Annotated in this window: 19 protein-coding genes; 10 read left to right on the forward strand and 9 right to left on the reverse strand. The window is 75.3% G+C overall.

The features are described 5' to 3' along the window. Window positions 1-81 precede the first annotated feature (81 nt). The gene (locus tag ACZ6CZ_RS14385; RefSeq protein WP_469019585.1) at window positions 82-1470 is read left to right on the forward strand and encodes an MFS transporter; all 1389 of its coding nucleotides are present in this window, start codon (window positions 82-84) and stop codon (window positions 1468-1470) included. Between the two features lie 60 nt (window positions 1471-1530). Here ACZ6CZ_RS14385 and ACZ6CZ_RS14390 read toward each other — a convergent pair whose 3' ends face one another. The 4 genes from ACZ6CZ_RS14390 to lnt all read right to left on the reverse strand — a co-directional run bounded on the left by ACZ6CZ_RS14390 (window position 1531) and on the right by lnt (window position 6687). Further along, window positions 1531-3579 carry a helix-turn-helix domain-containing protein gene (locus ACZ6CZ_RS14390; RefSeq protein ID WP_469019590.1) on the reverse strand — a complete coding sequence of 683 codons (2049 nt, stop codon included), beginning with the start codon at window positions 3577-3579 and terminating at the stop codon, window positions 1531-1533. Between the two features lie 76 nt (window positions 3580-3655). After that, window positions 3656-4465, reverse strand: a complete 810-nt coding sequence (locus ACZ6CZ_RS14395; protein WP_469019593.1) for a 3-hydroxybutyrate dehydrogenase — start codon at window positions 4463-4465, stop codon at window positions 3656-3658. Window positions 4466-4519: 54 nt separating this feature from the next. Next, the gene (locus ACZ6CZ_RS14400; RefSeq protein ID WP_469019595.1) at window positions 4520-4999 is read right to left on the reverse strand and encodes an NUDIX hydrolase; all 480 of its coding nucleotides are present in this window, start codon (window positions 4997-4999) and stop codon (window positions 4520-4522) included. Window positions 5000-5076: 77 nt separating this feature from the next. Next, window positions 5077-6687, reverse strand: a complete 1611-nt coding sequence (gene lnt / locus ACZ6CZ_RS14405) for an apolipoprotein N-acyltransferase (RefSeq protein WP_469019597.1) — start codon at window positions 6685-6687, stop codon at window positions 5077-5079. 264 nt (window positions 6688-6951) lie between these two features. On the opposite strand from lnt, the gene ACZ6CZ_RS14410 reads away from it, so the two are divergent. After that, complete coding sequence (locus ACZ6CZ_RS14410; protein WP_469019600.1) at window positions 6952-8028, forward strand: O-antigen ligase family protein; 1077 nt, start codon at window positions 6952-6954, stop codon at window positions 8026-8028. A 30-nt stretch (window positions 8029-8058) separates the two neighbouring features. Here the strand turns inward: ACZ6CZ_RS14410 and ACZ6CZ_RS14415 are convergent, their stop codons facing one another. Further along, entirely contained in the window at window positions 8059-8604 is a 546-nt protein-coding gene (locus ACZ6CZ_RS14415) for a hypothetical protein (protein ID WP_469019602.1), read from the reverse strand. Between the two features lie 120 nt (window positions 8605-8724). After that, on the reverse strand, window positions 8725-9510 hold the full coding sequence (locus ACZ6CZ_RS14420) for a glutamate racemase (RefSeq protein WP_469019604.1): 786 nt from the start codon (window positions 9508-9510) through the stop codon (window positions 8725-8727). Window positions 9511-9549: 39 nt separating this feature from the next. Here ACZ6CZ_RS14420 and ACZ6CZ_RS14425 point away from each other — a divergent pair, with 39 nt between their 5' ends. Next, window positions 9550-10743 carry a glycosyltransferase gene (locus tag ACZ6CZ_RS14425; protein ID WP_469019607.1) on the forward strand — a complete coding sequence of 398 codons (1194 nt, stop codon included), beginning with the start codon at window positions 9550-9552 and terminating at the stop codon, window positions 10741-10743. A 9-nt stretch (window positions 10744-10752) separates the two neighbouring features. Here the strand turns inward: ACZ6CZ_RS14425 and ACZ6CZ_RS14430 are convergent, their stop codons facing one another. Beyond that, window positions 10753-12042 (reverse strand): TerD family protein, encoded by a 1290-nt coding sequence (locus ACZ6CZ_RS14430; RefSeq protein WP_469019609.1) that lies wholly within the window; start codon window positions 12040-12042, stop codon window positions 10753-10755. Between the two features lie 302 nt (window positions 12043-12344). Here ACZ6CZ_RS14430 and ACZ6CZ_RS14435 point away from each other — a divergent pair, with 302 nt between their 5' ends. The 4 genes from ACZ6CZ_RS14435 (at window position 12345) to ACZ6CZ_RS14450 (ending at window position 17141) form a co-directional block, all read left to right on the forward strand. After that, window positions 12345-12782, forward strand: a complete 438-nt coding sequence (locus ACZ6CZ_RS14435; protein ID WP_469019611.1) for a DUF6643 family protein — start codon at window positions 12345-12347, stop codon at window positions 12780-12782. Between the two features lie 42 nt (window positions 12783-12824). Continuing rightward, entirely contained in the window at window positions 12825-13652 is an 828-nt protein-coding gene (locus ACZ6CZ_RS14440; RefSeq protein WP_469019614.1) for an MOSC domain-containing protein, read from the forward strand. A gap of 273 nt (window positions 13653-13925) precedes the next feature. Further along, the gene (locus ACZ6CZ_RS14445; RefSeq protein ID WP_469019618.1) at window positions 13926-14531 is read left to right on the forward strand and encodes an Rv1733c family protein; all 606 of its coding nucleotides are present in this window, start codon (window positions 13926-13928) and stop codon (window positions 14529-14531) included. Between the two features lie 156 nt (window positions 14532-14687). Continuing rightward, window positions 14688-17141 (forward strand): right-handed parallel beta-helix repeat-containing protein, encoded by a 2454-nt coding sequence (locus ACZ6CZ_RS14450; RefSeq protein ID WP_469019621.1) that lies wholly within the window; start codon window positions 14688-14690, stop codon window positions 17139-17141. Here the strand turns inward: ACZ6CZ_RS14450 and ACZ6CZ_RS14455 are convergent. After that, entirely contained in the window at window positions 17123-19444 is a 2322-nt protein-coding gene (locus tag ACZ6CZ_RS14455; protein WP_469019624.1) for a hypothetical protein, read from the reverse strand. The genes ACZ6CZ_RS14450 and ACZ6CZ_RS14455 overlap by 19 nt on opposite strands. A 291-nt stretch (window positions 19445-19735) precedes the next feature. Here ACZ6CZ_RS14455 and ACZ6CZ_RS14460 point away from each other — a divergent pair, with 291 nt between their 5' ends. Next, window positions 19736-20578, forward strand: a complete 843-nt coding sequence (locus ACZ6CZ_RS14460; protein ID WP_469019627.1) for a DeoR/GlpR family DNA-binding transcription regulator — start codon at window positions 19736-19738, stop codon at window positions 20576-20578. Between the two features lie 29 nt (window positions 20579-20607). Here ACZ6CZ_RS14460 and cds1 read toward each other — a convergent pair whose 3' ends face one another. Further along, on the reverse strand, window positions 20608-21732 hold the full coding sequence (gene cds1, locus ACZ6CZ_RS14465; protein ID WP_469019631.1) for an L-cysteine desulfhydrase Cds1: 1125 nt from the start codon (window positions 21730-21732) through the stop codon (window positions 20608-20610). Between the two features lie 369 nt (window positions 21733-22101). Between cds1 and ACZ6CZ_RS14470 the strand changes: the two genes are divergently transcribed. After that, window positions 22102-22425, forward strand: a complete 324-nt coding sequence (locus ACZ6CZ_RS14470) for a hypothetical protein (RefSeq protein WP_469019634.1) — start codon at window positions 22102-22104, stop codon at window positions 22423-22425. Between the two features lie 197 nt (window positions 22426-22622). Next, window positions 22623-23246 carry an ATP-binding protein gene (locus ACZ6CZ_RS14475; protein WP_469019637.1) on the forward strand — a complete coding sequence of 208 codons (624 nt, stop codon included), beginning with the start codon at window positions 22623-22625 and terminating at the stop codon, window positions 23244-23246. The last annotated feature ends 111 nt before the right edge of the window (window positions 23247-23357 follow it).

Here is a 23357-nt window from a genome sequence, read left to right on the forward strand (position 1 = left end):
ACCACATGTGCCCCTGACGTGCGGCTTCCTACCGTGTGCCGACACGTACCCGTCCCCACCGCACACGAGGAAGTGGCGCACATGGCCTCCGGAACCACCGCTCCCCCACCCCCCGCCAGCCTCCCCCGTATCGTCGCCGCCAGCCTCATCGGCACCACCATCGAGTGGTACGACTTCTTCCTGTACGGCTCCGCCGCCGCGCTCGTCTTCAACAAGCTGTTCTTCCCGGGCTCCGACCCGCTCGTCGGCACCCTGCTGTCGTTCCTGACCTACGCCGTCGGGTTCGCCGCCCGGCCGCTGGGCGCCCTGGTGTTCGGGCACTACGGCGACCGGCTCGGCCGCAAGAAGCTGCTGGTGCTGAGCCTGCTGCTGATGGGCGGGGCGACGTTCGCGATCGGGCTGCTGCCCACGCACGCCACCGTGGGCAGCGCCGCGCCGGTACTGCTGACCACCCTGCGGCTGGTCCAGGGTTTCGCGCTCGGCGGGGAGTGGGGCGGTGCCGTGCTGCTGGTGAGCGAGCACGGGGACGCGCGGCGCCGCGGGTTCTGGGCGTCGTGGCCGCAGACCGGGGCGCCCGCGGGGCAGTTGCTGGCGACCGGTGTGCTGTCCCTGCTGACCGCCCTGCTGTCCGACGACGCGTTCGGCAGCTGGGGCTGGCGGATACCGTTCCTGCTCTCCGGGGTGCTCGTGATGGTGGGTCTGTGGATCCGGCTCTCCGTCGACGAATCACCCGTGTTCAAGGAGGCGCTGGAGCGCTCCGAGGCCCGCCGCGGGTCCTCGGCGACCGACGAGGCGGAGCAGCTGCCGCTGGTCTCCGTGCTGCGCCACCACTGGCGTGACGTGCTGGTCGCGATGGGCGCGCGGATGGCGGAGAACATCAGCTACTACGTCATCACCGCGTTCATCCTGGTGTACGCCACCACCTCCGCCGGCGTCTCCAAGCAGACGGCGCTGAACGCCGTGCTGATCGGCTCCGCCGTGCACTTCGCCGTGATCCCGGCCTGGGGCGCGCTCTCCGACCGGGTCGGACGGCGGCCCGTCTACCTGTTCGGCGCGGCCGGGGTGGGCCTGTGGATGTTCCCCTTCTTCGCGCTCGTCGACGCCGGCACGTTCGGCCGGCTGGTGCTGGCGGTGACCGTCGGCCTGGTGCTGCACGGCGCCATGTACGCGCCCCAGGCCGCCTTCTTCTCCGAGATGTTCGCGACCCGGATGCGGTACTCCGGCGCCTCCATCGGCGCCCAGTTCGCCTCGGTGGCGGCCGGTGCCCCGGCCCCGCTGATCGCGACCGCGCTGCTCTCCGACTACGGCAGCTCCACCCCGATCGCCCTGTACGTGATCGGCGCCGCGGTGCTGACCCTGATCGCCGTCGGGGTGGCCCGGGAGACCCGGCACCGCGACCTCGCCGACGTGGCGGACGCGGCTCCCGGGGCGGCCGCCCCCAGCACGGCCGAGGAGGCCCGCACCGCCTGACCCGCCCGCGCTGCCGCGGTTCCCGGCAGCGGTTCGCGGTCCCGGCGGACCCCCGTACGGTCACACGTGCGGGGGTCGGTGCCGTTCCGGTGCGGCCAGCCGGTGCAGCCGCAGCGCGAGCTGGATCTCCAGGGCGCGAGCGGGTTCCTGCCAGTCGCCGCCGAGCAGGCGGCCCACGCGCTCCAGCCGCTGCGCCACGGTGTTCACGTGGACGTGCAGGTCCTCCTTGGTGCGGGCCGGACTCATGCCGCAGGCGAAGTACGCGTCCAGGGTGCGCAGCAGCTCCGTACCGCGCCGTTCGTCGTAGGCCACGACGGGGCCGATGGTGCGGTCCACGAAGCCGGCGACGTCCCGTTCGCCCGCCAGCAGCAGGCCGAGGAAGCCGAAGTCCTCCGCGGCGGCGCCGTCACCGCACCGGCCCAGCAGGTGCAGCGCGTCCAGGCAGCGGCGGCCCTCGGCATAGGCGGCGGCCACGGTGCGGGGGTGGGCGGCGAGGTCCGCGACGGGGGCGGAGGCGCCGACGGTGACGGGCTGGTGGACGGCCGTGGTGAGCTGGCGGGCGGTGCGGCGGGCCAGGTCCGTTGCGGTGTCGCGGGCACCGAGCGGCAGCATCAGGACGGTGCCGCCGTCACGGGCGGCGGCCAGGCCGTGCCGGGTGGCGGCCAGGTGGGAGGCGGCGGACCACAGCCGGCGCCGGGCCGCGGCCTCCTCCTCGGCGTCGGCCGCCGGGCCGTCGAGGCGGGCGGCGAGCACCACGTGGGTGGCGTCCAGGTCGGCCCGCAGCCGGGCGGCCCGCTCCCGCAGCAGGCGGGGATCGCGGTCGCGGACGTCGAGCAGGTCGTCCAGCAGCTCGCCGCGCACGCGCTGTTCGGCCTCGGCGGCGGAGCGGCGGGCGAGCAGCAGCAGGGAGGTCACCATCGCGGCACGCTCCAGGGTGCGCTGGTCGACGGGGTCGAGGCCGGGGTGGCCGCGCAGCACGAGCGCGCCGAGCAGTTCACCGCCCGCGGTCACCGCCGCGATCCAGTCGTCGCCGTGCCGGACGGCGTGCCCGTCGGCGCGGGAGGCCTCCAGCGCCTCCGGGGGCGCGCCGCCGGCCGCGCCGCCGGCCGCGCCGGTGACCACGCCGGCGTCCGCGGCCGCGTCGAGGACCTCGGTGAACTCGACACGGCCGTCGAGGACCTCGGACACGGCGGCGGCCACGTCGTGGACGCCGCCGCCGCGCAGGACGAGTTCGGCGAGCCGGTCGTGGACGTCCGAGGCGCGTTCGATGACCGCGCTGCGGTCCTGGATGATCTCGTTGGCGCGCTCCAGGCCGGCCAGGGCCGAGCGGGTCTCGGTGAGGAGGTTCGCGGTGTCGATGGCGGCCGCGGCGAGCGCGGCGAACGAGCCGAGCAGCGCGATCTGCTCCCGTTCGAAGACCCGGGCCCGCCGGTCGGCGGCGAACAGCACGCCGATGACATGCGGCCCCAGCATCAGCGGCACGCCGAGGATGGCGACCAGGCCCTCGTCCCGGACGCCGGTGTCGATGCTGAGCGTGTGCTGGAAGCGGTCGTCGCGGAAGTAGTCGTCCGTGACGTACGGCCGCGCGGTCTGCGCGACCAGGCCGCCCAGGCCCTCGCCCATGCCCAGGCGCAGTTGCTGGAAGCGGGCCGCGACCGAGCCCTCGGTGACCCGCATGTAGGTGTCGCCCCGGGCGGGGTCGTTGAGGCTGAGGTAGGCGACGTCCGTGCGCAGCAGGGAGCGGGCGCGCTGCACGATGGCCTGCAGCACGGCGTCCAGGTCCCGCAGCCCGGCGAGGTCGTGCGCGGTCTCGAAGAGGGCGGACAGCTCGGCCTCGCGCCGCCGCCGTCCCTCCAGCTCCGCGCGGACCCGCAGCGCCAGCCGCTTGGCGTGTTCCAGCGCGGCGATCCGCTCGGCGGAGCGGCCGTCGGCGCGGGCCAGCAGCACCGGCTGCTCGTACGCCTCCGCGGCGGCGCCCCTGGCCAGCAGGTCGAGGAAGGGCGCCTCGGCGCCGCCGCCGGCCGGGGGGACGTACGGCGCCCCGGCGCCACCGGCGGCCGCGGGGGCCTGGGGCGCCTCGGTGTCTGAGTGCACGTGATCGCGGGACATGCTCACAGGATCACGCATCGGCCGCCGGGCCGGCCGGGCCTGTGGAAAAGTCCCGGCGCTCCGGCCGGGGCGCCGTTCAGTGGGCCGTCCATCCGCCGTCGAGGACCAGCGAGGTGCCGGTGACGAAGGACGTGTGCGGGCCGCACAGGTAGGCCACGGCCTCGGCGACCTCCTCGGGTTCGATCAGCCGCTGGACGGCGCTGTCCTTGAGGAGGACCTCGGTGAGCACCTGCCGCTCGGGGATGCCGTGGGCCCGGGCCTGGTCGGCGAGCTGCTTCTCGACCAGCGGGGTGCGCACATAGGCCGGGTTCACACAGTTCGAGGTCACTCCGTGGGGTGCTCCCTCGAGCGCGGCGGTCTTGGACAGGCCCTCCAGACCGTGTTTGGCGGCCACATAGGCCGACTTGTAGGCAGAGGCGCGCAGTCCGTGCACGGAGGAGACGTTGACGATGCGGCCCCAGCGCTGTCCGTACATGTGGGGCAGGGCGCCGCGGATGAGCCGGAAGGGCGCCTCGAGCATCACGGTCAGCACGGTGTGGAAGACGTCGGGCGGGAACTGCTCGAGGGGCCGCACCAGCTGCAGTCCGGCGTTGTTGACCAGGACGTCGGTGCCCGCGGCGGCGTGCTCCGCGGCGTCCAGGTCGGTGAGGTCCAGCACGTGCGGTTCGACCGCGCCCGCCGGGTCCCCGGCCCGTGCGGCCAGCTCGGCCGTCTCCTCCAGGCCGGCCGCGTCCCGGTCGACCGCTCTGACCTTGGCCCCGGCGGCCGCGAGCCGCAGCGCGCAGGCGCGCCCGATGCCGCTGGCGGCACCGGTGACGAGGGCGGTACGGCCGCCGAGGTCCAGGGGGACGGTGGGGAGACCGGGCAGGTCACTGGGCGAGGTCATGGGGCGACCCTAGGCCGCCCTGGGCGGCTCCCACATATGGTCCCCACACACACTTCAGCCGACAGTCGTAGGGTCGAACCATGTGGGTGCATCCGACAGGGCTTGCTTGATCCGGAACAGGCCGAACTCGTTCAGCCCGGGCAGCGCGTCCACCGCGAACCACCCGACCTCCAGCGACTCGTCGTCGTTGACCCGTGCCGTACCGCCCACGGCCCGGCAGCGGAAGGTGATGTCCATGTACTGGCAGACGTCCGCGTTGGGGTAGGTGACGGGCTCCAGCGCCTGCACGAGGACGACCCGCTCGGCGACACAGCGCACGGCCGTCTCCTCGAAGACCTCCCGTACGGCGCAGGCGGCGGGCTGCTCGCCGGGCTCCGGGATGCCGCCGATCACCGACCAGCGGCGGGTGTCGGTCCGGCGGCCCAGCAGCACGCGGCCCTCGTCGTCGAAGACGACGGCGGTGACGCCCGGCAGCCACAGCAGCTGGTGGCCGGCCGTGGCCCGGACGGTACGGATGAAGTCGGGAGTCGCCATGCGCCGACCCTAACGGGCCGCCGCCCGCGCTCCGCGGGCGTCCGGGAGGCGTCCGGGAGGACCCGGTGGGCGTGCGGCTACACGCCACCGGCGCGCCGACCGCGCATCCCGGCGCCGATCGCCCAGCCGAGGCCGCCCGCCGCGACCAGCACCAGGGCGATCTCCGGGAGGATGCCCAGCCGCGTGGCGGGCGTCTCGGAGCTGCGCAGCGGCACCTTCTGCACCAGGTAACCCGGCACGAACATGCCCGTCCGCCGGGAGATCGTCCCGTCCGGCAGGATGATCGCGCTGACCCCGCTGGTGACCGGTACGGTCACCGTCCGGCTGTGCTCGACGGCCCGGATGCGGGACATGGCGAGCTGCTGGTAGGTCATCTCGCTGCGGTCGAAGGTGGCGTTGTTGCTGGGTACGGAGATCAGCTGCGCCCCGTGCGTGACGGTGTCGCGCACGGCCCAGTCGAAGGCGGCCTCGTAGCAGGTGGCCAGGCCGATCCGGGTGCCGTCGGCATGGAACACGCCGGGTGTGCGGCCGCGGCTGAAGTCCTGGCGGACCATGCCGGTCCAGTTCTCGTTGAGCGTGCCGATCAGCGAGCGCAGCGGGAGGTACTCGCCGAACGGCTGGATCTGCCGCTTGTCGTAGGTCTGCACGGGCCCCTTGACCGGGTCCCAGAGGATCTGCTCGTTCAGCAGCCGGCCGTCCTTCTCCACGACACCGCCGACCGAGATCGGCACGCCGATCGCCTTGGCCGTGTCGCCGATGACGAGGGCGGCGTCGGGGTTGGCGAAGGGGTCGATGTCGGAGGAGTTCTCCGGCCAGAGGACGAAGTCCGGGCGGGCCGCCTTGCCCGCCTTGATGTCGGCGGCGAGCTTGCGGGTCTCCCGCGCGTGGTAGTCGAGCACGGCCCGCCGCTGGGCGTTGAACTCCAGCCCGGAGCGCGGCACGTTGCCCTGGACGACCGCCACGGTGGCGGTGCCGTCCTCGGCCCGGTCGCTGACCAGCGCGCGGGCGGCGAAGGACCCGGCCACCGGGACGGCCACGCTCAGCAGCGCGGCGGCCGCAGCACCCCGCCGTACGGCCCGGGTGCGGCGCCCCTCGGCGATCAGGCGCCCGGCCTCGTACAGGCCGAAGCCGCACAGCACCACGGCGAACCCGAGCACCGGGGTGCCGCCGACGGCGGCCAGGGGCAGGAAGACGCCGTCCGCCTGGCCGAAGGCGATCTTGCCCCAGGGGAAGCCGCCGAACGGCACGCGCGCGCGCAGCGCCTCCGCGGCGATCCAGACCGCGGCCGCCCACACCGGCCAGGCCGGCAGCTTCGACACCGCGCGCACCCCCACGCCGGCCACGGCCACGAAGACCGCCTCGATGACCACCAGGGCGATCCAGGGCACGGGCCCGACCTCCACGCCCGTCCACACCAGCAGCGGCAGCAGGAAGCCGAGCCCGAACAGGTAGCCGAGCCCGAGGGCCGCCTTCCAGCTGCGGCCGCGCAGCACCCACGCGAAGCCCGCGAAGGCGGGCAGCGCCAGCCACCACAGGGTGCGCGGCGGGAAGCTCACGTACAGCAGCACTCCGCAGAGCGCGGAGGCAGCGGCCGGGACCAGGCTCAGGAGCCGGCCGGCCCACGCGGGGCGCGTGGCAGCGGGCCGGAGCCGATCGGGCTGGTCGACGGGGGGTGCGGTGACGGTCACCCGGGGAGTGTACGGCGGTCACCTGCGGGGCTGACAGTTCGGCCGCCGCCGTCCCGGCCCGCGCACCGGGCCCCGGCAGCGGTACGGCCGGGCCGCCGGGCCGGGTGGCGCCGGGCCGGAGTCGCACACCGTTTCTGCGCAAGTCGTCCACAAACCGGCCATCAGCCGTTACCGTGTGCCGGAGCCTCAGTCGTGCGGCCCGCTCGCGGCACCGGCGGCCGGGGTCTGCCACAGGTCGGGGGACCGGGTACGAGGGGCGACGGGGTGGGCTCGACGGAGATGGTGTCCGTGGCCGGCGCGGCGGCGGACAGTGACAGCGACAGCGACAGCGGCAGCCGAAACGTTTCCGACGCGGTGGGCGGGGTGGTCCTGGGCGCGTGCGCCGTGTGGTCCCTGATCACCGCGGCGGCCCACGACGGCCGGCCGGAGGGCGTGCTGCTCGCGGTGCTCGCCGTGGCCGCGGGCTACGCCTCGGGCCGGATCTCGGGGGCGCTGCTGCCGGTGGCCGCGCCCTGTGCCGGTGCCGCGGCCGGGCTCGGGCTGGCCGTGGCCGTGCCGCACCTCGCGCCCGGGCCGCCGTCCGCCGCGCCGCTCGGATCGGCCGGAGCCACGGCCGCCCTGCTGGCCCTGGCGACGGGCGCCGTCTGCTGCGCGGCCTGGGCCACGCCCTCGCCCGGGCTGCGGCTGGGCCTGCGGCTGTGCGCCGTCGCGATCGTGGTGAGCGCGGCCGCGGAGGGCTCGGCCGCCGGGTGCGTGACCGCCTCCGCCGTCCTGCTGTGCTCGCTGGCCGCGGCCCGGACCCGCCGGCGCGGCCCCGCCCTCGCGGGCCTGGCGCTGGCCGCGGCCGTGGTGACCGGGGTGACCTGGGCGATCGCCGGTGACACGCTGCCCGGCGCCACCGTGCCGCTGTCCGACGGGCTGACCCCGCGGCGGGTACGGCTGTGGCACGACGCCCTCGGCCTGCTGCGCCACGACCCCGCGCTGGGCGTGGGCCCCGGCCGGTTCGGCGAGCTGAGCGGCACCGCCCGGCAGGCGCTCCTGCCCGACGGCAGGCCGCACTCCGCCACGCTCCAGCAGGCGGCCGAGCAGGGTCTGATCGGGGTGCTCCTGCTGGCCGCCGCGTTCTGCTGGGTCCTGTACGCCCTCTGGCGCACCCCCCGCTGCACCCCGGTCGCGCTGACCGCGGGCGCGGCGCTCACGGCCCTGGCCGCCGTCGCCTCGGTCGGCAACGCGCTCAGCTTCACCACGGTGTCCGCGGGCGCGGGGCTGCTGGCGGGGTGGGCGACGGCCCGGCCGTGGGTGGCGGCGGGCGAGTGGGCCGGCGACCGCCGGCGCGGCTGAGCGCTCCGCCGGAGTGCTGGGCGAGGGGCCCTACGCCGCGCCGCCCGGCGCGGTGGTGCGCAGGCGGGAGCGGATGACGGTGACCGCCGACTCGGCGTTGTCGACGGTGACGGTGAACGTGTGGCCGTCCCACAGCCGCAGGACGATGCCCTCGCCGCGGCGGACGACGACCGCGGTGCCCTTCTCCGGGAGCCAGCGGTAGCCCCAGCCGCCCCAGTGGCAGGGGGTGACGTGGGCGGTGAACTCGGCGCCGACGACCTCGGAGAGCGGGATGCGGCGCCGGGGCAGCCCGATGTGGCCGCAGCGCACCTCCAGGGAGTCCCGGTCCAGGCGGAGGTCGACGTGGACGAAGGCCAGGGTGCCGAAGAGGACCAGCAGACCGGCGGCGATGCAGCCGACGACCGACATGACCAGCGGGGCGACGCCGGAGGTCCAGGCGGAGTCCACGGCCAGCTCGATGCCGAGCGCCATGCAGGCGGCGCCGACCAGCGCCAGCAGCCACTGGACCCGGTTGGTGGCCCGTCCGGTCCAGACGTCGGGGTGCGAGGAGTCCTCGGGGTGGGGATGGTCCCTCATGCCTATGAGGTTACCCAGGTTCCGCTGCGCGGGCAGGCGCTCGCACAGCGTGACTCCGCCGCTCGTCGGGTCCTCGGCCCCCGTGCCTGCCGTTTGCGGACCGGGCGCGGGTGCGCGGGCTCAGCCGGCCGGGGTGGCGGCCTGGAGCAGGCGGCCCTCGGCGTAGCTCAGCGCGGGGGCGGGCAGCTCGCCCTCGTGTCCGCTGAGCAGCACGGTCACCGTGCCCTCGGCCGGCGCGTCGGGGGCGGGCGGCTCCCCGATACGGCGCAGGGCCTGGGCGGCCACCGCGGCGGCGGAGCCGCGCAGGACCAGCGGGGTGGCGCCGGGCCGCTGCACGGCGGCGCGGATACGTTCCGCCACGAGTTCGTAGTGGGTGCAGCCGAGGACGACGGTCGTCACGTCGTCCGGGGTGAGCGCGGCCGCCGCGGCGACGGCGGCGTCGATGGCCGCCTCGTCCGCGCGCTCGACGGCTTCGGCCAGGCCCCAGCAGGGCACCTCGGTGACCGGGACGCCGCCGGCGAAGTCGTCGATGAGACCGCGCTGGTAGGGGCTGCCGGTGGTGGCGGGCGTGGCCCAGATCGCGAAGGGCCCGCCGCCGGCCGCGGCCGGCTTGATCGCCGGTACGGTGCCGATCACCGGCACGCCGGGCTCCAGCCGGGCGCGCAGGGCGGGCAGGGCGTGGACGGTGGCCGTGTTGCAGCCGATGATCAGCGCCTGGGGGTCGTGGGCGGCGGCCGCCTCGGCGACCGCCAGGGCCCGCCGTGTCAGGTCCTCGGGGGTGCGCGGCCCCCAGGGCATGCCGTCGGGGTCCAGGGAGAGGACGAGATCCGCGTCGGGCCGCAGGCGCCGTACCTCGGCGGTCGCCGCCAGCAGGCCGATTCCGGAGTCCATGAGCGCGATCTTCACCCGGCCACGATAGACGATGGCCCCGTCCGGGCCGGTCCGGTGGGGCAGACTGCGCGCGTGAGCGCCTTCGTGTGGATCGCCGTCGTGTCCCTCGCCGCCTGGCTGTGGCTGCTGCTGTGCCAGGGCTTCTTCTGGCGCACCGACGTACGGCTGCCGCCGCTCGCCGAGCCGGCGCGGTGGCCGGCGGTGGCTGTCGTCGTGCCGGCGCGGGACGAGGCCGGGGTGCTGCCCGCGAGTCTGCCGTCGCTGCTGGCGCAGGACTATCCGGGGCGGGCGGAGGTCGTCCTGGTCGACGACGGCAGCTCGGACGGCACCGGGGAGCTGGCCCGCGAACTGTCCCGGCGGCACGGCGGGCTGCCGCTCACCGTCACCTCCCCCGGTGAGCCGCCGGCGGGCTGGACGGGCAAGCTCTGGGCGGTGCGGCACGGCATCGCCCTGACCGGCGCGGGCGACCCGGAGTACCTGCTGCTGACCGACGCGGACATCGCCCACGCGCCGGACAGCCTGCGCCGGCTGGTCGCGGCGGCCGGATCCGGGGGCTTCGACGCCGTGTCGCAGATGGCCCGGCTGCGGGTGGAGAGCCTGTGGGAGCGGCTCGTCGTCCCGGCGTTCGTCTACTTCTTCGCGCAGCTCTACCCGTTCCGCCGGATCGGCCGCGAGGGGACGCGGACGGCGGCCGCCGCGGGCGGCTGCGTGCTGCTGCGCGCGGACGCCGCCCGCCGGGCGGGCGTCCCGGACGCGATCCGGCACGCCGTCATCGACGACGTGGCGCTCGCGCGCGCGGTGAAGGCCTCGGGGGGCCGTGTCTGGCTGGGCCTCGCCGAGGGCGTCGAGAGCGTGCGCCCGTACCCGCACCTGAGCGACCTGTGGCGGATGGTCGCGCGCAGCGCCTACGCGCAGCTGCGGCACAGCCCGCCGCTGCTGCTCGGCACGGTCGCCGGGCTGGTGCTGGTCTACCTGGTGCCGCCCGCCGCGGTCCTCGCGGGCGCGGCACTGGGCGTCCCGGCGGCCGCGGCGGCCGGTGCGGCGGCATGGCTGGTGATGACGCTGACGTACGTGCCGATGCTGCGCTACTACCGGCAGCCGCTGTGGCTCGCGCCGCTGCTGCCGTTCACCGCGTCGCTGTACCTCCTGATGACGGTCGACTCGGCGGTACGGCACTACCAGGGGCGCGGGGCCGCGTGGAAGGGCCGTACGTACGCGCGTCCCGGGGCCGTGCCCGACGAGGGCTGAGCCCGGTGCTCACTTGCGTCCGGGGGTCCAGTCCATGCCCCATCCGTAGGCGCGGTCCATGGTCCGCTGCGGGCTCACCCCGCGCTCCGGGACCAGGTACCGCGCCTCGCGCCGGACGACCAGGTCGCCGCCGGTGTTGGTGAGCAGGGCGAGCGCGCAGACCGTCGAGGGGACCGTGCACTCGTCGAGCGAGAAGTCGATCGGGGCGCCGTGCTGGGGCTGGAGGGTGACGGTGGCGTGCAGGCCGGCGAAGGAGGTGGCGCCCTCGTAGATGGTGACGAAGACGAGGATGCGCCGGAAGTCGCGGGTGTGGTCGAGGCTGACGGTGAGGTTCTCCCCGCTCACCACGGCACCGGTGCGGTCATCGCCGTCGAGGTGGATGTACGGCGGCCGGTGCAGCGCGCCGAAGGAGTTGCCGAGCGCCTGGACGACCCCCTTGCGGCCGTCGGCGAGTTCGTAGAGGGCGCACAGGTCGAGGTCGATGTCCGGCCGCGCGCCGCCCCGGCGGCCGCCCCAGCCCGGGAACTGCTGGTGCACCTGCCAGTTGAGGTTGACCCGCAGCGCTCCGGAGGTGCCGCCCTGCTTGGCCAGGGAGACCGAGGGGGCCGCCTTGGTGAGGGTCACCTTGGACAGCCGCACCGGCGGTGCGGCCGGCACGGGCGGCGGCGTCATGGGAGCGGCCGGGACGGGCGGCGGCACGGTGACCGGGGGCGGCACGGTGACCGGGGGCGCAGTGGGGGCGGGCGGCGGGGCCGCGGGGGTGGTGCGGGCCGCCTGCCGGGGCTCGTCGACGGTGATCCCGAAGTCCGTGGCGAGGCCCGCCAGTCCGCTGTCGTAGCCCTGGCCGACGGCGCGGAACTTCCAGCCGCCCTGGCGGCGGTAGAACTCGCCGAGCACGAAGGCGGTCTCGACCGTCGCGCCGGGGCTGTCGAAGCGGGCGACCACCTCGCCCCGCGCGGCGTCGCCGACCTCGATGTAGAGGCCGGGCACCTGGCCGAAGGAGCCGCCGTCGGCGGAGGCGGCGAGCACCACCCGGTCGATCGCGGCCTCCACGCGCGCGAGGTCCACGAGCAGGGTGTCCGTCACCTGCCCGCCGGCGTTCCGCTTTCCCTCGTGGCGGACCGCCGAGGAGGGGTGGACGGGCTGGTTGTAGAAGACGAAGTCCTCGTCGGAGCGAACCTTTCCGGCCACCAGCAGCAGCGCCGAGGCGTCCGCGTCGGGCACTCCGGGGCCGGAGCGCCAGCCCAACTCGACGCGCAGGGCCGTCGTGGGCACCGGCGCGTTCGATCCCTTCGGCATTGACATGTCCGCCCCCAAAGCGTCGTGTTCGCGCCGGACTCGGCCGGCGCGCGGTCCTAGGTCATTCCTACCCGTTCAGGCAGTTCCCGGGCACGGCGAGGTGCCGGCCGAGCGGACGGGGAGATCGCCGCTCAACCGCCGGTAACCCCCCAGGAACTCGGCTTTTACCCGATCCGTACGCCGATCGGCGCCCCTTTTCGCCGAGTTCGCTCGGATTGGGGACGCCAGGCCACTGCCGACACGGAAAACAACCCTCTTATCGGTCTCCCCAACCAGCACATCGTGGGCTTAACTTATGTGCCATGACCTCCCCCCGCTCCACTTATGGTGGCGGCTATTACTCCGCCTCCTTCCCGGACACTCCGATCTACGACTCCCTCGTGGCCGAGCGGGGAACCCCGCAGATCGCCCCGATCCGGGTCCCCGCCGCCTACGACACGGGCAACCACCTGCCCGCGCTGCCGTCGGCGCTGCCCGCGCTCCCCTCGGGCCCCTCCCAGCACGCTCCCATGTACGGCTACCCGCAGGCGCAGCAGCCCGCGCCCCTGCAGCAGGCGCCCGCGGCCTACATCCCGCAGCAGGCCTCCGCGCCGCGCGGTTACCCCGGGCCGCAGGCACACCAGCAGCCGCAGCGCCCGATGGCGGGCAACGGGTACGAGGCGATGCGCCCGGCCGCCCCGCGGCCCGCGCCGGCGCCCTACCAGGACCCGTACAACAACCAGCAGTACCGCGGTTACTAGACCGGTCCTCCGGCCGCCGCCGCCACCTGGCACGATGGCGGCATGGGGAATGCCGCGCTGCAGTCGATCCACGTCCATCCCGTCAAGGCGTTGCGGGGCCTCGCGCTCCGTCAGGCCGAGGTGGAGCCGTGGGGGCTCGCCGGGGACCGGCGCTGGGCACTGGTCGACCACGGGGGAAAGGTCGTCACACAACGCGAACAGCCGCGCCTGGCGCTGGCCGCCGCCGAGCTGCTGCCCGGCGGCGGCCTTCGTCTGTCCGCGCCCGGACGGGCCCCGCTGACGGTGTCCGTCCCGGAGCCGGGCGGTACCGTCCCGGTGAACGTCTTCGGCACGAAGGTCGAGGCCGTCCCGGCCGCGCGCGCCGCCCACGACTGGTGCGGCGCTTACCTGGAGGCGGACGTCCGCCTGGTCCACCTGGACGATCCGGCCACCCGCCGCCCCATCGACCCCGCGTACGCGCTGCCCGGTGAGACGGTCAGTCTCGCCGACGGCTACCCGCTGCTGGTCACCACGCTCGCCTCCCTCGACGCGCTGAACGAGCTGATCGCCCGGGGCGACCACCCCGGCGAGGGCTCGCTGCCCATGAACCGGTTCCGGCCCAACGTCGTCGTGTCCGGCACCGACGCCTGGGCGGAGGACCGCTGGACCCGCGTCTCCATCGGCGAGGTCGACTTCCGGGTCGCCAAGATGTGCGGGCGGTGCGTGGTCACCACGACCGACCAGAGCAGCGCCGAGCGCGGCCGGGAGCCGCTGCGCACCCTGGCCCGGCACCGCAGGATCGCCGGGAAGCTCGTCTTCGGGCAGAACCTGGTGCCCCTCGCGCGCGGCACGATCCGGGTCGGGGACCCGGTGCGCGTCCACGAGCGGTGACGGCGCGGGGACGTCCGCCCGGACAGGGGCGCGAGCGGGGCCGGAGGAGCACGCGGTCCGCCGGCCGGACGGCGCGGCTCCGGATCCGGTGCCGATCGGGGTCGCCGCTGCGGGAACCGGAGGGCCACGGCCGGTCGTTGACGCTGTGACACATGCGTGAGGGTCCCGGTCACGGCCGCGTCGCGGACGGCGGCGCCGCCCCGGCCGCCGGACCCGCGGACGGGAGCGCTCCGGCGGGGGTTCGTCACGGAGCGGGGGAAGGGGGTGCGGGACGTGCGAGCGATGAGCGGCCTGTGGCGCTGGCGGCGCAACCCGCTGCGCCGCGCGACCGATCTGGCCGAGGCCTGGCTGGCCCTGGTGGCCCTGCTGCTGATCGCGGTCGCCGCGCCGGTGGCCGGCTCGCTGGCCGGCGCCGCCGCCCAGGACTCCCTCCAGCGATCGGTGCGCGAGCAGCAGCACACCCGCCACCGCCTGACGGCGACGGTGGTCCGCGCCCTGGGCGGCGCGGTGCCGGACCCCGACCCGGACGCCACCACCGCGCACGACGCGCGCACCCGGGTGCTGGCCGACTGGACCGCCCCGGACGGCACCCGGCGGCACGCGCCGGTGCTGGCCGCGCTGCGATCGCCGCACCGGGGCGACCACTTCACCATCTGGACGGACGCGCACGGCCGCATGGCGGCCCGCCCGCTGGACGCCGCGACCGCGACGGCGCACGCGGTGCTCGCCGGGTTCGGTGCGGCGCTGGTCTCGGCCGGCCTCGTCGAGGGCGGCAGACGGCTGATCGTCTGGCGGATGGTCCGCCGCCGGTACGCGCGCTGGGACCAGGCCTGGGAGCGGGCGGGACCGGACTGGGGCAAGGCCGGCACGGGCAGCTGACGGCCTTCCGGCTCTGGTCAACCCATCACCCGCGCGCACGCTACGGTGGACCGGCCGGCACGCGTCCGGCATCGGCGGCGCGCGAACGAGCCGGCCGGGGCACGCCCCGACGGCGGACGAGCCATCAGTACGACGAGGCGGGGGCACAGCAACGCCATGGCACAGGGCACGGTCCAGGTGACGCACACCGGTACCTCGCGGTGGCGGCGCCGCACGGGTGAGTACGCATCGCTCGCCGCCGCCCTGGAGGCCGCGGCCGACGGCGACGTCCTCACCGTCGCCTCCGGCACCTACCGCGAGAACCTCGTCATCCAGCGGGCGGTGACGCTGCGCGGCCCCGAGGGATCACCGGGTTCGGTGCGCATCGCGCCCGTGGACGGCGTGCCGCTGACCGTGCGCGCCACGGCCGTGGTGCAGGACCTGCACATCGAGGGCCAGGACGCGGCCGCCCCCGCGCTGCTGATCGAGGAGGGCACGCCGGAGCTGGCGGACCTGCGGATCGTCACCCGGTCCGCCGCGGGCATCGAGGTGCGCGGCGGCGCCCGTCCGACCGTGCGCCGCTGCACCGTGGACAACCCGGCCGGCATCGGCATCGCCGTGGTCGACGGCGGCGGCGGGGTGTTCGAGGAGTGCGAGGTGGTCGCGGCCGGGCAGGCGGGCGTGGCGGTGCGCGGCGGCGGCCATCCGCGCCTGGAGCGCTGCCGGGTGCACCACGCCTCGGGCACCGGCCTGTCGGTGACCGGGGAGAACTCCGCGCTGGAGGCCGTCGGGTGCGAGGTGTACGAGGTGCGGGGCTCGGGCGTGCACGTCACCGCGCGGGCCACGGCGCACCTCACCGACTGCGACGTGCACCGCACCACCGCCGACGGCGTCACCCTGGACACGGACGCGGTGCTCACGCTCGCCGACTGCCGCATCCACGACATCCCGGAGAACGCGGTCGACCTGCGCTCCCGCTCGGTGCTGACGCTGACCCGCACGACGGTGCGGCAGTTCGGGCGCAACGGCCTGTCGGTGTGGGACCCGGGGACGCGGGTGGACGCCAACCAGTGCGAGATCTTCGACAGCACCGGCGACTACCCGGCGGTCTGGGTCAGCGACGGCGCCACCGCGGTGCTGGACTCGTGCCGGGTGCACGACGTGCCGGACGCCTTGTTCGTGCTGGACCGCGGCTCACGCGCGGACGTCGTGGACAGCGACCTGTCGCAGGTGCGCAACACGGCCGTGTCGGTGAGCGACGGCGCGACCGCGCAGCTCGACGACTGCCGCATCAGCAACGCGGCCACCGGCGCCTGGTTCCGCGACCACGGCAGCGGCGGCACCCTCAGCAACTGCGTCCTGGACGGCACCCAGACCGGTGTCATCGTCACCAAGGGCGCCGACCCGGCCATCGAGCGCTGCACCGTCGACTCGCCCGCGGAGGCGGGTTTCTACATCTCCGCGGGCGGCCGGGGCTCCTTCCTGGACTGCCGGGTCACCGGCAGCGGCGGCTACGGCTTCCACGTGATCGACGGCTGCCGCGCGACCCTGCGCAAGTGCCGTACGGAGCGCTGCGCGCGCGGGGGCTACGAGTTCGCGGAGGGCGGGCCCGACGCCGGGTCCGGCGCGGGGCCGGTCGTGGAGGACTGCACCAGCGACGAGAGCGGCGCCCTCCGGCCGGCCGCGGCCCGCGAGCCGGCCGTGCAGACGACGGACCACTCCCCCGGCCTGCTGAGCCCGGTCCCGGAGCAGCGCGCCGACGCGCCCCTTCCGGCCGCGCCCGAACAGCCGCCGCAGCCGGTGCGGACGTCGAAGGACGTGCTCGGGGAGCTGGACGCGCTGGTGGGCCTGGACAGCGTCAAGCGCGAGGTGCGGGCGCTGACCGACATGATCGAGGTGGGCCGGCGCCGGCAGCAGGCGGGCCTGAAGGCGGCGTCGGTCAAACGGCACCTGGTCTTCACCGGCTCCCCGGGCACCGGCAAGACCACGGTGGCCCGGCTGTACGGGGAGATCCTGGCCTCCCTCGGGGTGCTGGAGAAGGGCCATCTGGTCGAGGTGTCCCGGGTGGACCTGGTCGGCGAGCACATCGGCTCGACCGCGATCCGTACCCAGGAGGCGTTCCAGCGGGCCCGGGGCGGTGTGCTGTTCATCGACGAGGCGTACGCGCTGTCCCCCGAGGACGCCGGGCGGGACTTCGGCAAGGAGGCCATCGACACGCTGGTGAAGCTGATGGAGGACCACCGGGACGCGGTCGTGGTGATCGTCGCCGGGTACACGGCGGAGATGGAGCGGTTTCTCTCCGTGAACCCCGGCGTGGCCTCCCGCTTCTCACGGACCATCACCTTCAGCGACTACGACCCCGACGAGTTGCTGAGCATCGTGCGGCAGCAGGCCGACGAGCACGAGTACCGGCTGGCGCCGGGGGCGTCCCAGGCGCTGGTGGAGTACTTCACGGCCCTCCCCAAGGGCGCCGCGTTCGGCAACGGCCGTACGGCGCGGCAGACGTTCGAGGCGATGGTGGAGCGCCACGCCAGCCGTGTCGCCCAGCTCCCGGACCCGACCACCGACGACCTGACCCTGCTGTACGCGCAGGATCTTCCGGAGCTGCCCGGTCAGGTCTCCGGCCGCTGACCGGGCAGGTCGGGCCGCAGCCTCGCCAGCAGCCGGGCCCGTTCCCGCGCGAAGGCCGGGTCCGCCTGGTAGTCGGAGTGGCCGCGGATCGGCGCCGGGAGCGGGTGCTCGGGGGTGCGGCCGTAGGCGAGGGGGTCGCGCAGCGGCTCGTGGTCGACCACCGGGCCGTCGTCGCCGGGGAGCCGGACCGGGCCGCCGATGGGGTCGGTGGGGCGGTAGAGGTTGCGCCAGCAGGCGACCTGGCGGTGCAGTGAGCCGAGGGCGGCCGGCCCGAAGTGGGCCGGGAACCAGCGGCCGTAGAGGCGTTCCAGCGGGGAGCCGTAGGTCAGCAGGGCCACGCGGCCGCGGACGGCCGGCGTCAGCTGCCAGGCGGCCGCGGCGGCGAGGACGCTGCCCTGGGAGTGCCCGGACAGCACCAGCCGGCCGCCGGTGCGCTCGGTCCAGGTCGCCATCCGCCAGGTCAGGTCGGGTACCGCGCGCTCGGCGTAGCAGGGCGGTGCGAAGGGGTGGGCGGCGCGCGGCCAGAAGGTGCCGATGTCCCACAGGATGCCGATGGTGCGCCGGGCGGAGGCGTCCTTGTAGGCCCGCCGGCCCCAGGCGACGAACAGTATGAAGCCGAGGCCGGCCAGCCAGGAGCCCAGTGTCTGCGAGGTCTCGGCGGCGGCCCGGACGACGGCGGTGGTCCGCCGGGCCGCCTCGCCGGGGGTCCGCCCGGTGGCCAGGGCGCCCACCAGCGCAGCGGCTCCCAGGGCCAGCGTGGCGGCGGTGAGGGCGGCGACGGCGAGCGGCGCCCGGTCGGTGAGGGTGGCCATCGCCCGCGCGTGGGCGATGCGGGAGGTGCGGGCGGGGTCCTCGGGTTCTCCGGGGTGACCGCGGCGCACCGCCTCGCGTTCGGCGCGGCTGAGCCTCCGCGTCCGCCAGGACAGCCGGGCGGCCAGGGTGAGCAGCACCAGCAGCAGCGGCGGGATCACGGACGCCTGCCAGGTCAGCAGCACGGGCGGGCCGCCGATGGAGGCGCCGGTGCCGTCCAGCCAGTCGGCGACGCGCTGGGCGAGGCCGCCGGAGATCACTCCGCCCACCGCGCAGGCGAGCAGCGCGACCGCCGGTCCGCCCAGGCCGCGCATGCTCGCGCGCGGGTCGGGGTGGCGCCGGTGGAGGTCGTGGGCGACGGCGCCGAGGGCGAGGACGAGCACGCCCTGGGCGAGCATGACGGCGCCGAAAGCGGCGTCGCCGGGCAGGCGCCCGGACGAGTGCCAGCCAGGGCGCGACCAGCCGGCGTACCCGAGCGCGAGCAGCAGCAGGGCGAGGGCGCCCAGCGGCAGGCGCCGTACGAGACCGGCGTCGAGGCGCCGGTCGAGGCGGTGCTCGCTGCGGCCGCGGCCGCAGACCACGGCCACCGTGGCGGCCGCCCAGCCGAGCAGCGCGACGGCCAGGACGAGGCCCGCCGTCCGCAGTGCCGCGGGGCCGCCGGGGCGGTGGTCGAAGCGTGCCGCCGGGAGGGTGACCGCGGCGGCGACCGTCAGCAGGCCCGCCGCGGTGTGGGCGGCGCGCAGCCGGGCCACCAGGCGGCGCCCGTACCAGAAGCCGGGCCGGCCCAGGGCGGTGCTGTCGTCCTCGGTCTCGCTCTCGGGAGCGCGGGAGACCGGCTGGTGGGACTCGTAGGCACGCCAGGTGCGGTGGGAGAGGTACCAGAGCAGGCAGGTGAGCGCGGCCGGGAGCAGGGCGGCGAGGGCGAGGCGGCGGCCCGGCGCGCTCCACCAGCCGCCGGAGCCGGCGGGCGCGAGGAAGCCCAGCCAGGAGTGGCGGCGGGCGCAGGCGGCGGTGCCCGCGCACTGCCAGGCGGTGAGGTCCAGGGCGACCTCGCAGACGGCGGCCACCAGCAGCACCGTCAGGGTGAGCGCGGCGAGCCGCACCAGCAGGCCGTACAGCCGCACGGTGCGCTGCCGGCCGTGGGCGGCCGGGCGCATCCAGTGGGCGAGGTTGACGACCATGAAGGGCAGCAGCAGGAGCCACAGCGCGCGGGTGCCGTTGCCGGAGGTGAGGTTGCACCAGACGTACGCCTCGGGCACCGGCCCGTCCCGCCGGTCGCGCCGGTGTTCGGCGTGGGCGTCCTCGGCGCGCCGGAAGACGGCCGCCGTGTCGTCGCCGGTGATCCGCACCGTGCGCGGGTCACCGAGCATCCGCTCCGGGGTGGCCCCGCCGACCCCGTGCACCAGCAGTTCCAGGTCGACCGCGGCGCCGTCGGGCGGCGCGGCGAGGGCGTCCGCCTCGGCCCCGGCGGTTGGCTCCTGCGCACGTTCCACTGTTCCCGCACTTCCCCGTGTGGTGGTGACGGCATGTCCGCGTGCGGGCATCAGCATCCCGCTCGGCGGGCCCGGGCGCACCGCCGCGCGCGGAATTTCCCCGATCCGGGTGACCCGGCGCGCCGGGCCCATCCGGATGGCATGTACGCATCGAAGCGGGGAGTGGCGCAACCCGAGGCCACCCGTGAAAGGATGGGACGCCCGCGCACCGGAGCCCGGCTGCAACGCCCTGCTCGCGGCAGGTGCGCGGGGCGGGTCGGACGGCTGGGCGGCGAAAGGACCGGAGCGTACGTGAGCGAGAATCAGAACCTCCTCGCGGAGCAGCGCCGCGCTCTCATCCTGGACGAGGTCCGGCGCCGGGGCGGCGTCCGGGTCAACGAACTGACGCGCAAACTCGGTGTGTCGGACATGACCGTCCGCCGCGACCTGGACGCGCTGGCCCGCCAGGGCGTGCTGGAGAAGGTGCACGGCGGCGCGGTGCCGGTGGTCGAGGCGAGCACGCACGAGCCGGGGTTCGAGGCCAAGTCGGGCCTGGAGCTGACCGCCAAGGAGGACATCGCGCGCACCGCCGCCGAGCTGGTCAGCCCGGGCACGGCGATCGCGCTCTCGGGCGGCACGACGACGTTCGCGCTCGCCCACCACCTGCTGGAGGTGCCCGACCTGACCGTGGTGACGAACTCGGTGCGGGTCGCGGACGTCTTCCACGCCGCGCAGCGCACCTCGGGGCAGCGGCAGGGCGGGGCCACGGTCGTGCTGACCGGCGGGGTGCGCACACCGTCCGACTCGCTGGTGGGCCCGGTGGCCGACCAGGCGATCGCGGCCCTCCACTTCGACCTGCTGTTCCTCGGCGTGCACGGGATATCGGTCGAGGCGGGCCTGTCCACGCCCAACCTGGCGGAGGCCGAGACCAACCGGCGGCTGGTGCAGTCGGCACGGCGGGTGGTGGTGGTCGCCGACCACACCAAGTGGGGGACGGTGGGCCTGAGTTCGTTCGCCGCGCTGGAGCAGGTGGACACGCTGGTCACCGACGCGGGCCTGCCGGCCGGGGCGCGGGCGGACATCTCCGAGCACCTGCGCCGGCTGGTGGTGGCGGGCGAGCCCGAGCCGGACGACGACCCGGACACCGACGGCTGACGGTCCGCCGGCCGGCGCCCGGCGGACCGTCAGCCCGGCCAGACCCCCGTGTCCAGCAGCGAGTCGATCGCCGTCGCGTACGGCGCGATGTCCAGGCCCTGCTGCGCGAGCCAGGCGTCCGAGTAGTACTTGTCGAGGTAGCGGTCCCCGGGGTCGCAGAGCAGGGTGACCACGCTGCCCGTGCGGCCCTCGGCGGCCATCTCCGAGACGATCTTCAGGGCGCTCCACAGGCCGGTGCCGGTCGAGCCGCCCGCCTTGCGGCCGATGACCCGGTCCAGGGCGCGTACGGCGGCCACACTGGCCGCGTCCGGGACCTTCATCATGCGGTCGACGGCGCCGGGGACGAAGCTCGGCTCCATGCGCGGGCGGCCGATGCCCTCGATACGGGAGCCGCAGTCGCAGGTGACGTCCGGATCGCCGGTGGTCCAGCCCTCGAAGAAACAGGAGTTCTCCGGGTCGGCGACGCAGATGCGGGTGTCGTACTGCATGTAGTGGACGTAGCGGGCGAGGGTCGCGGAGGTGCCGCCGGTGCCCGCGGTGGCGACGATCCACGCCGGCTCCGGGAACCGCTCCAGCCGCAGCTGCCGGAAGATCGATTCGGCGATGTTGTTGTTGCCGCGCCAGTCGGTGGCCCGCTCGGCATAGGTGAACTGGTCCATGTAGTGGCCGCCGGTGCGCACCGCGAGCCGGGCGGACTCCTCGTACATCCTGCGCGGGTCGTCCACGAAGTGGCAGCGGCCGCCGTGGAATTCGATCAGGCGGATCTTCTCGGCGCTCGTCGTGCGCGGCATGACCGCGATGAACGGCACGCCGATCAGCTTGGCGAAATACGCCTCCGAGACGGCCGTGGAACCGCTGGACGCCTCGATCACCGGGCGGTCCGGCCGGATCCAGCCGTTGCAGAGGCCGTAGAGGAAGAGGGAGCGGGCCAGGCGGTGCTTGAGGCTTCCGGTGGGGTGGGTCGACTCGTCCTTCAGGTACAGGTCGATGCCCCAGCGCTCGGGCAGCGGGAACCGCAGCAGGTGGGTGTCGGCCGAGCGGTTGGCGTCCGCCTGGACCTTGCGGACGGCCTCTTTCAGCCAGTCCCGGTAGCTCGCGTCGCTGCGGTCGACGTCGAGGGTCTCTCCGGTCCGGATCTGACGGGTAGTGCTCACGGCGGGGCTCCTCACGGTGGACGCCGACGGCGCCCGGCGCGGCCGACACTCCGACTATAGGCAGCTCTCACACCACTTCCCACCTGCATAAACGCATCTTTGAGCCACCCAAAGGCACCACTGGGGCACAGGCGTGCGAACCGCGGGGGCGGATTCACGCCAATGCGCCGGACATCGCCCCCGGAGCCCCGTGCGCACTGGTGCCGTCCGCCGGGTGCGGGCAGACTGCACCGGGACGGGACGATTGTCCCGGACGGGGGCGAACACTGGATCACCGCGGGACCACTGGACCACCGCGGGAGCGGGACATCGCCGGAGCCACGGCCGCACGGCCGGTCCGGCGGCCGACGCGCAAGGGGGCGGCGGAGCATGGCGGAGCCGGAGTTCACGGCCACGGGCGTGCGGATCGGCAGGCGGCTGCGTTCGCTGACCCGGGCCGGCCAGGTCCGGATCAGCGGCGGGAGGGTGGAGCTGCTCACCAGTTACGGCAGCGAGATCGACAGCGCGCCGGTGCAGGCGGTGCGCGCCTCCAGGCCGTGGTTCGCCGCGGACGGCCGGGCCCTGGCCGACCTCAACGGCAGCCGCTACTCGCTCACCCTGGGCGACCACGACCCCGCTCCGGGCGAGCCGGGGCCGCCGGCGGCGCGCCGGTTCATCGAGGCCGTGCGCAGGGCCGCCGGGCGCGGCGGCTGAGCGGCACGCGGAGTTGCGGGACCGCACCCCCTGGGTCACTCTGGTCTCACGTCACTCTGGGTTTACCGGCGATAACGCTGCGAACCAGCCCGCCGGCCACGACAGCAGGCGGCCGTTTGGACGCAAGCTCCCTGCTGGATCCGTTGTTCTCCGTGTTCCTCCGGTCGTTCCGGACCTCACATCGGGGAGTCGCAGTCGTGATCACTCACCCAAGCAGGCACTGCACAGTGGAGCTCCAAGCCCTGCCGTCGCGGATCGGCCAGGTCCGCAGAATCGTATCTGCGCAGTTGCGCTACTGGCATATGGACGCGTTGATAGACCGCGCCGCGCTCGGTGTGACCGAGTTGCTCAGCAACGTCCACCGGCACGCCCAGCCCGACAAGTCGTGCGTGGTCGAGCTGGAACTGCTGCTCGACCGGCTCACCGTCTCGGTGCACGACCACGATCCGCGCCTGCCCGAACCGGCGGACGCGCGGGACATCGGTCCGATGGCCACCTGCGGCCGCGGGCTGGCGATGGTGGCCGCGGTGAGCGAGAGCTGGGGAGTGCGCCCGGACGGCGACAACGGCAAGGTCGTCTGGTTCACGCTGCCCGCCCCGTCACCGGTGCTCAAGGAGCCGGCCCACCCGCCACGCCGTACGGCCGAGCAGCCCACGCCCCGGTTCGTCGAGGTGGAACCGGCCGCCCGGGCCGCGACACCGGCACCCGCCCCGGCGCACGCCGCCGCCGTGGCCCACACCTCCACCCCGGCGCACACCCCGGCCGTGGCCCACGCGGCGGCCGGAGCGCACGCTCCCGCCCGGTCGGCCGTCGCCGGCTGACCGGGCGGTGACCTCCTCCGCCGTCACCGTCCCCGCCCGCGGCCGCCGCCCCTCCGGGCGGCGGCCGCGGGGGCTGCCTCGACTCGTCGTTCCCTTCAGACACTGTTCCCT

The sequence above is a fragment of the Streptomyces sp. NPDC041135 genome, from assembly GCF_055592085.1.

Excerpts from the sequence above, each read along its gene's own strand:
- ACZ6CZ_RS14450 (WP_469019621.1), top strand. The coding sequence starts at position 14,688 with ATGGCACAGGGCACGGTCCAGGTGACGCACACCGGTACCTCGCGGTGG.
- ACZ6CZ_RS14430 (WP_469019609.1), bottom strand. The coding sequence starts at position 12,042 with ATGCCGAAGGGATCGAACGCGCCGGTGCCCACGACGGCCCTGCGCGTC.
- ACZ6CZ_RS14435 (WP_469019611.1), top strand. The coding sequence starts at position 12,345 with ATGACCTCCCCCCGCTCCACTTATGGTGGCGGCTATTACTCCGCCTCC.
- ACZ6CZ_RS14415 (WP_469019602.1), bottom strand. The coding sequence starts at position 8,604 with ATGAGGGACCATCCCCACCCCGAGGACTCCTCGCACCCCGACGTCTGG.
- ACZ6CZ_RS14400 (WP_469019595.1), bottom strand. The coding sequence starts at position 4,999 with ATGGCGACTCCCGACTTCATCCGTACCGTCCGGGCCACGGCCGGCCAC.
- ACZ6CZ_RS14385 (WP_469019585.1), top strand. The coding sequence starts at position 82 with ATGGCCTCCGGAACCACCGCTCCCCCACCCCCCGCCAGCCTCCCCCGT.
- ACZ6CZ_RS14390 (WP_469019590.1), bottom strand. The coding sequence starts at position 3,579 with ATGTCCCGCGATCACGTGCACTCAGACACCGAGGCGCCCCAGGCCCCC.
- ACZ6CZ_RS14440 (WP_469019614.1), top strand. The coding sequence starts at position 12,825 with ATGGGGAATGCCGCGCTGCAGTCGATCCACGTCCATCCCGTCAAGGCG.
- ACZ6CZ_RS14470 (WP_469019634.1), top strand. The coding sequence starts at position 22,102 with ATGGCGGAGCCGGAGTTCACGGCCACGGGCGTGCGGATCGGCAGGCGG.
- ACZ6CZ_RS14395 (WP_469019593.1), bottom strand. The coding sequence starts at position 4,465 with ATGACCTCGCCCAGTGACCTGCCCGGTCTCCCCACCGTCCCCCTGGAC.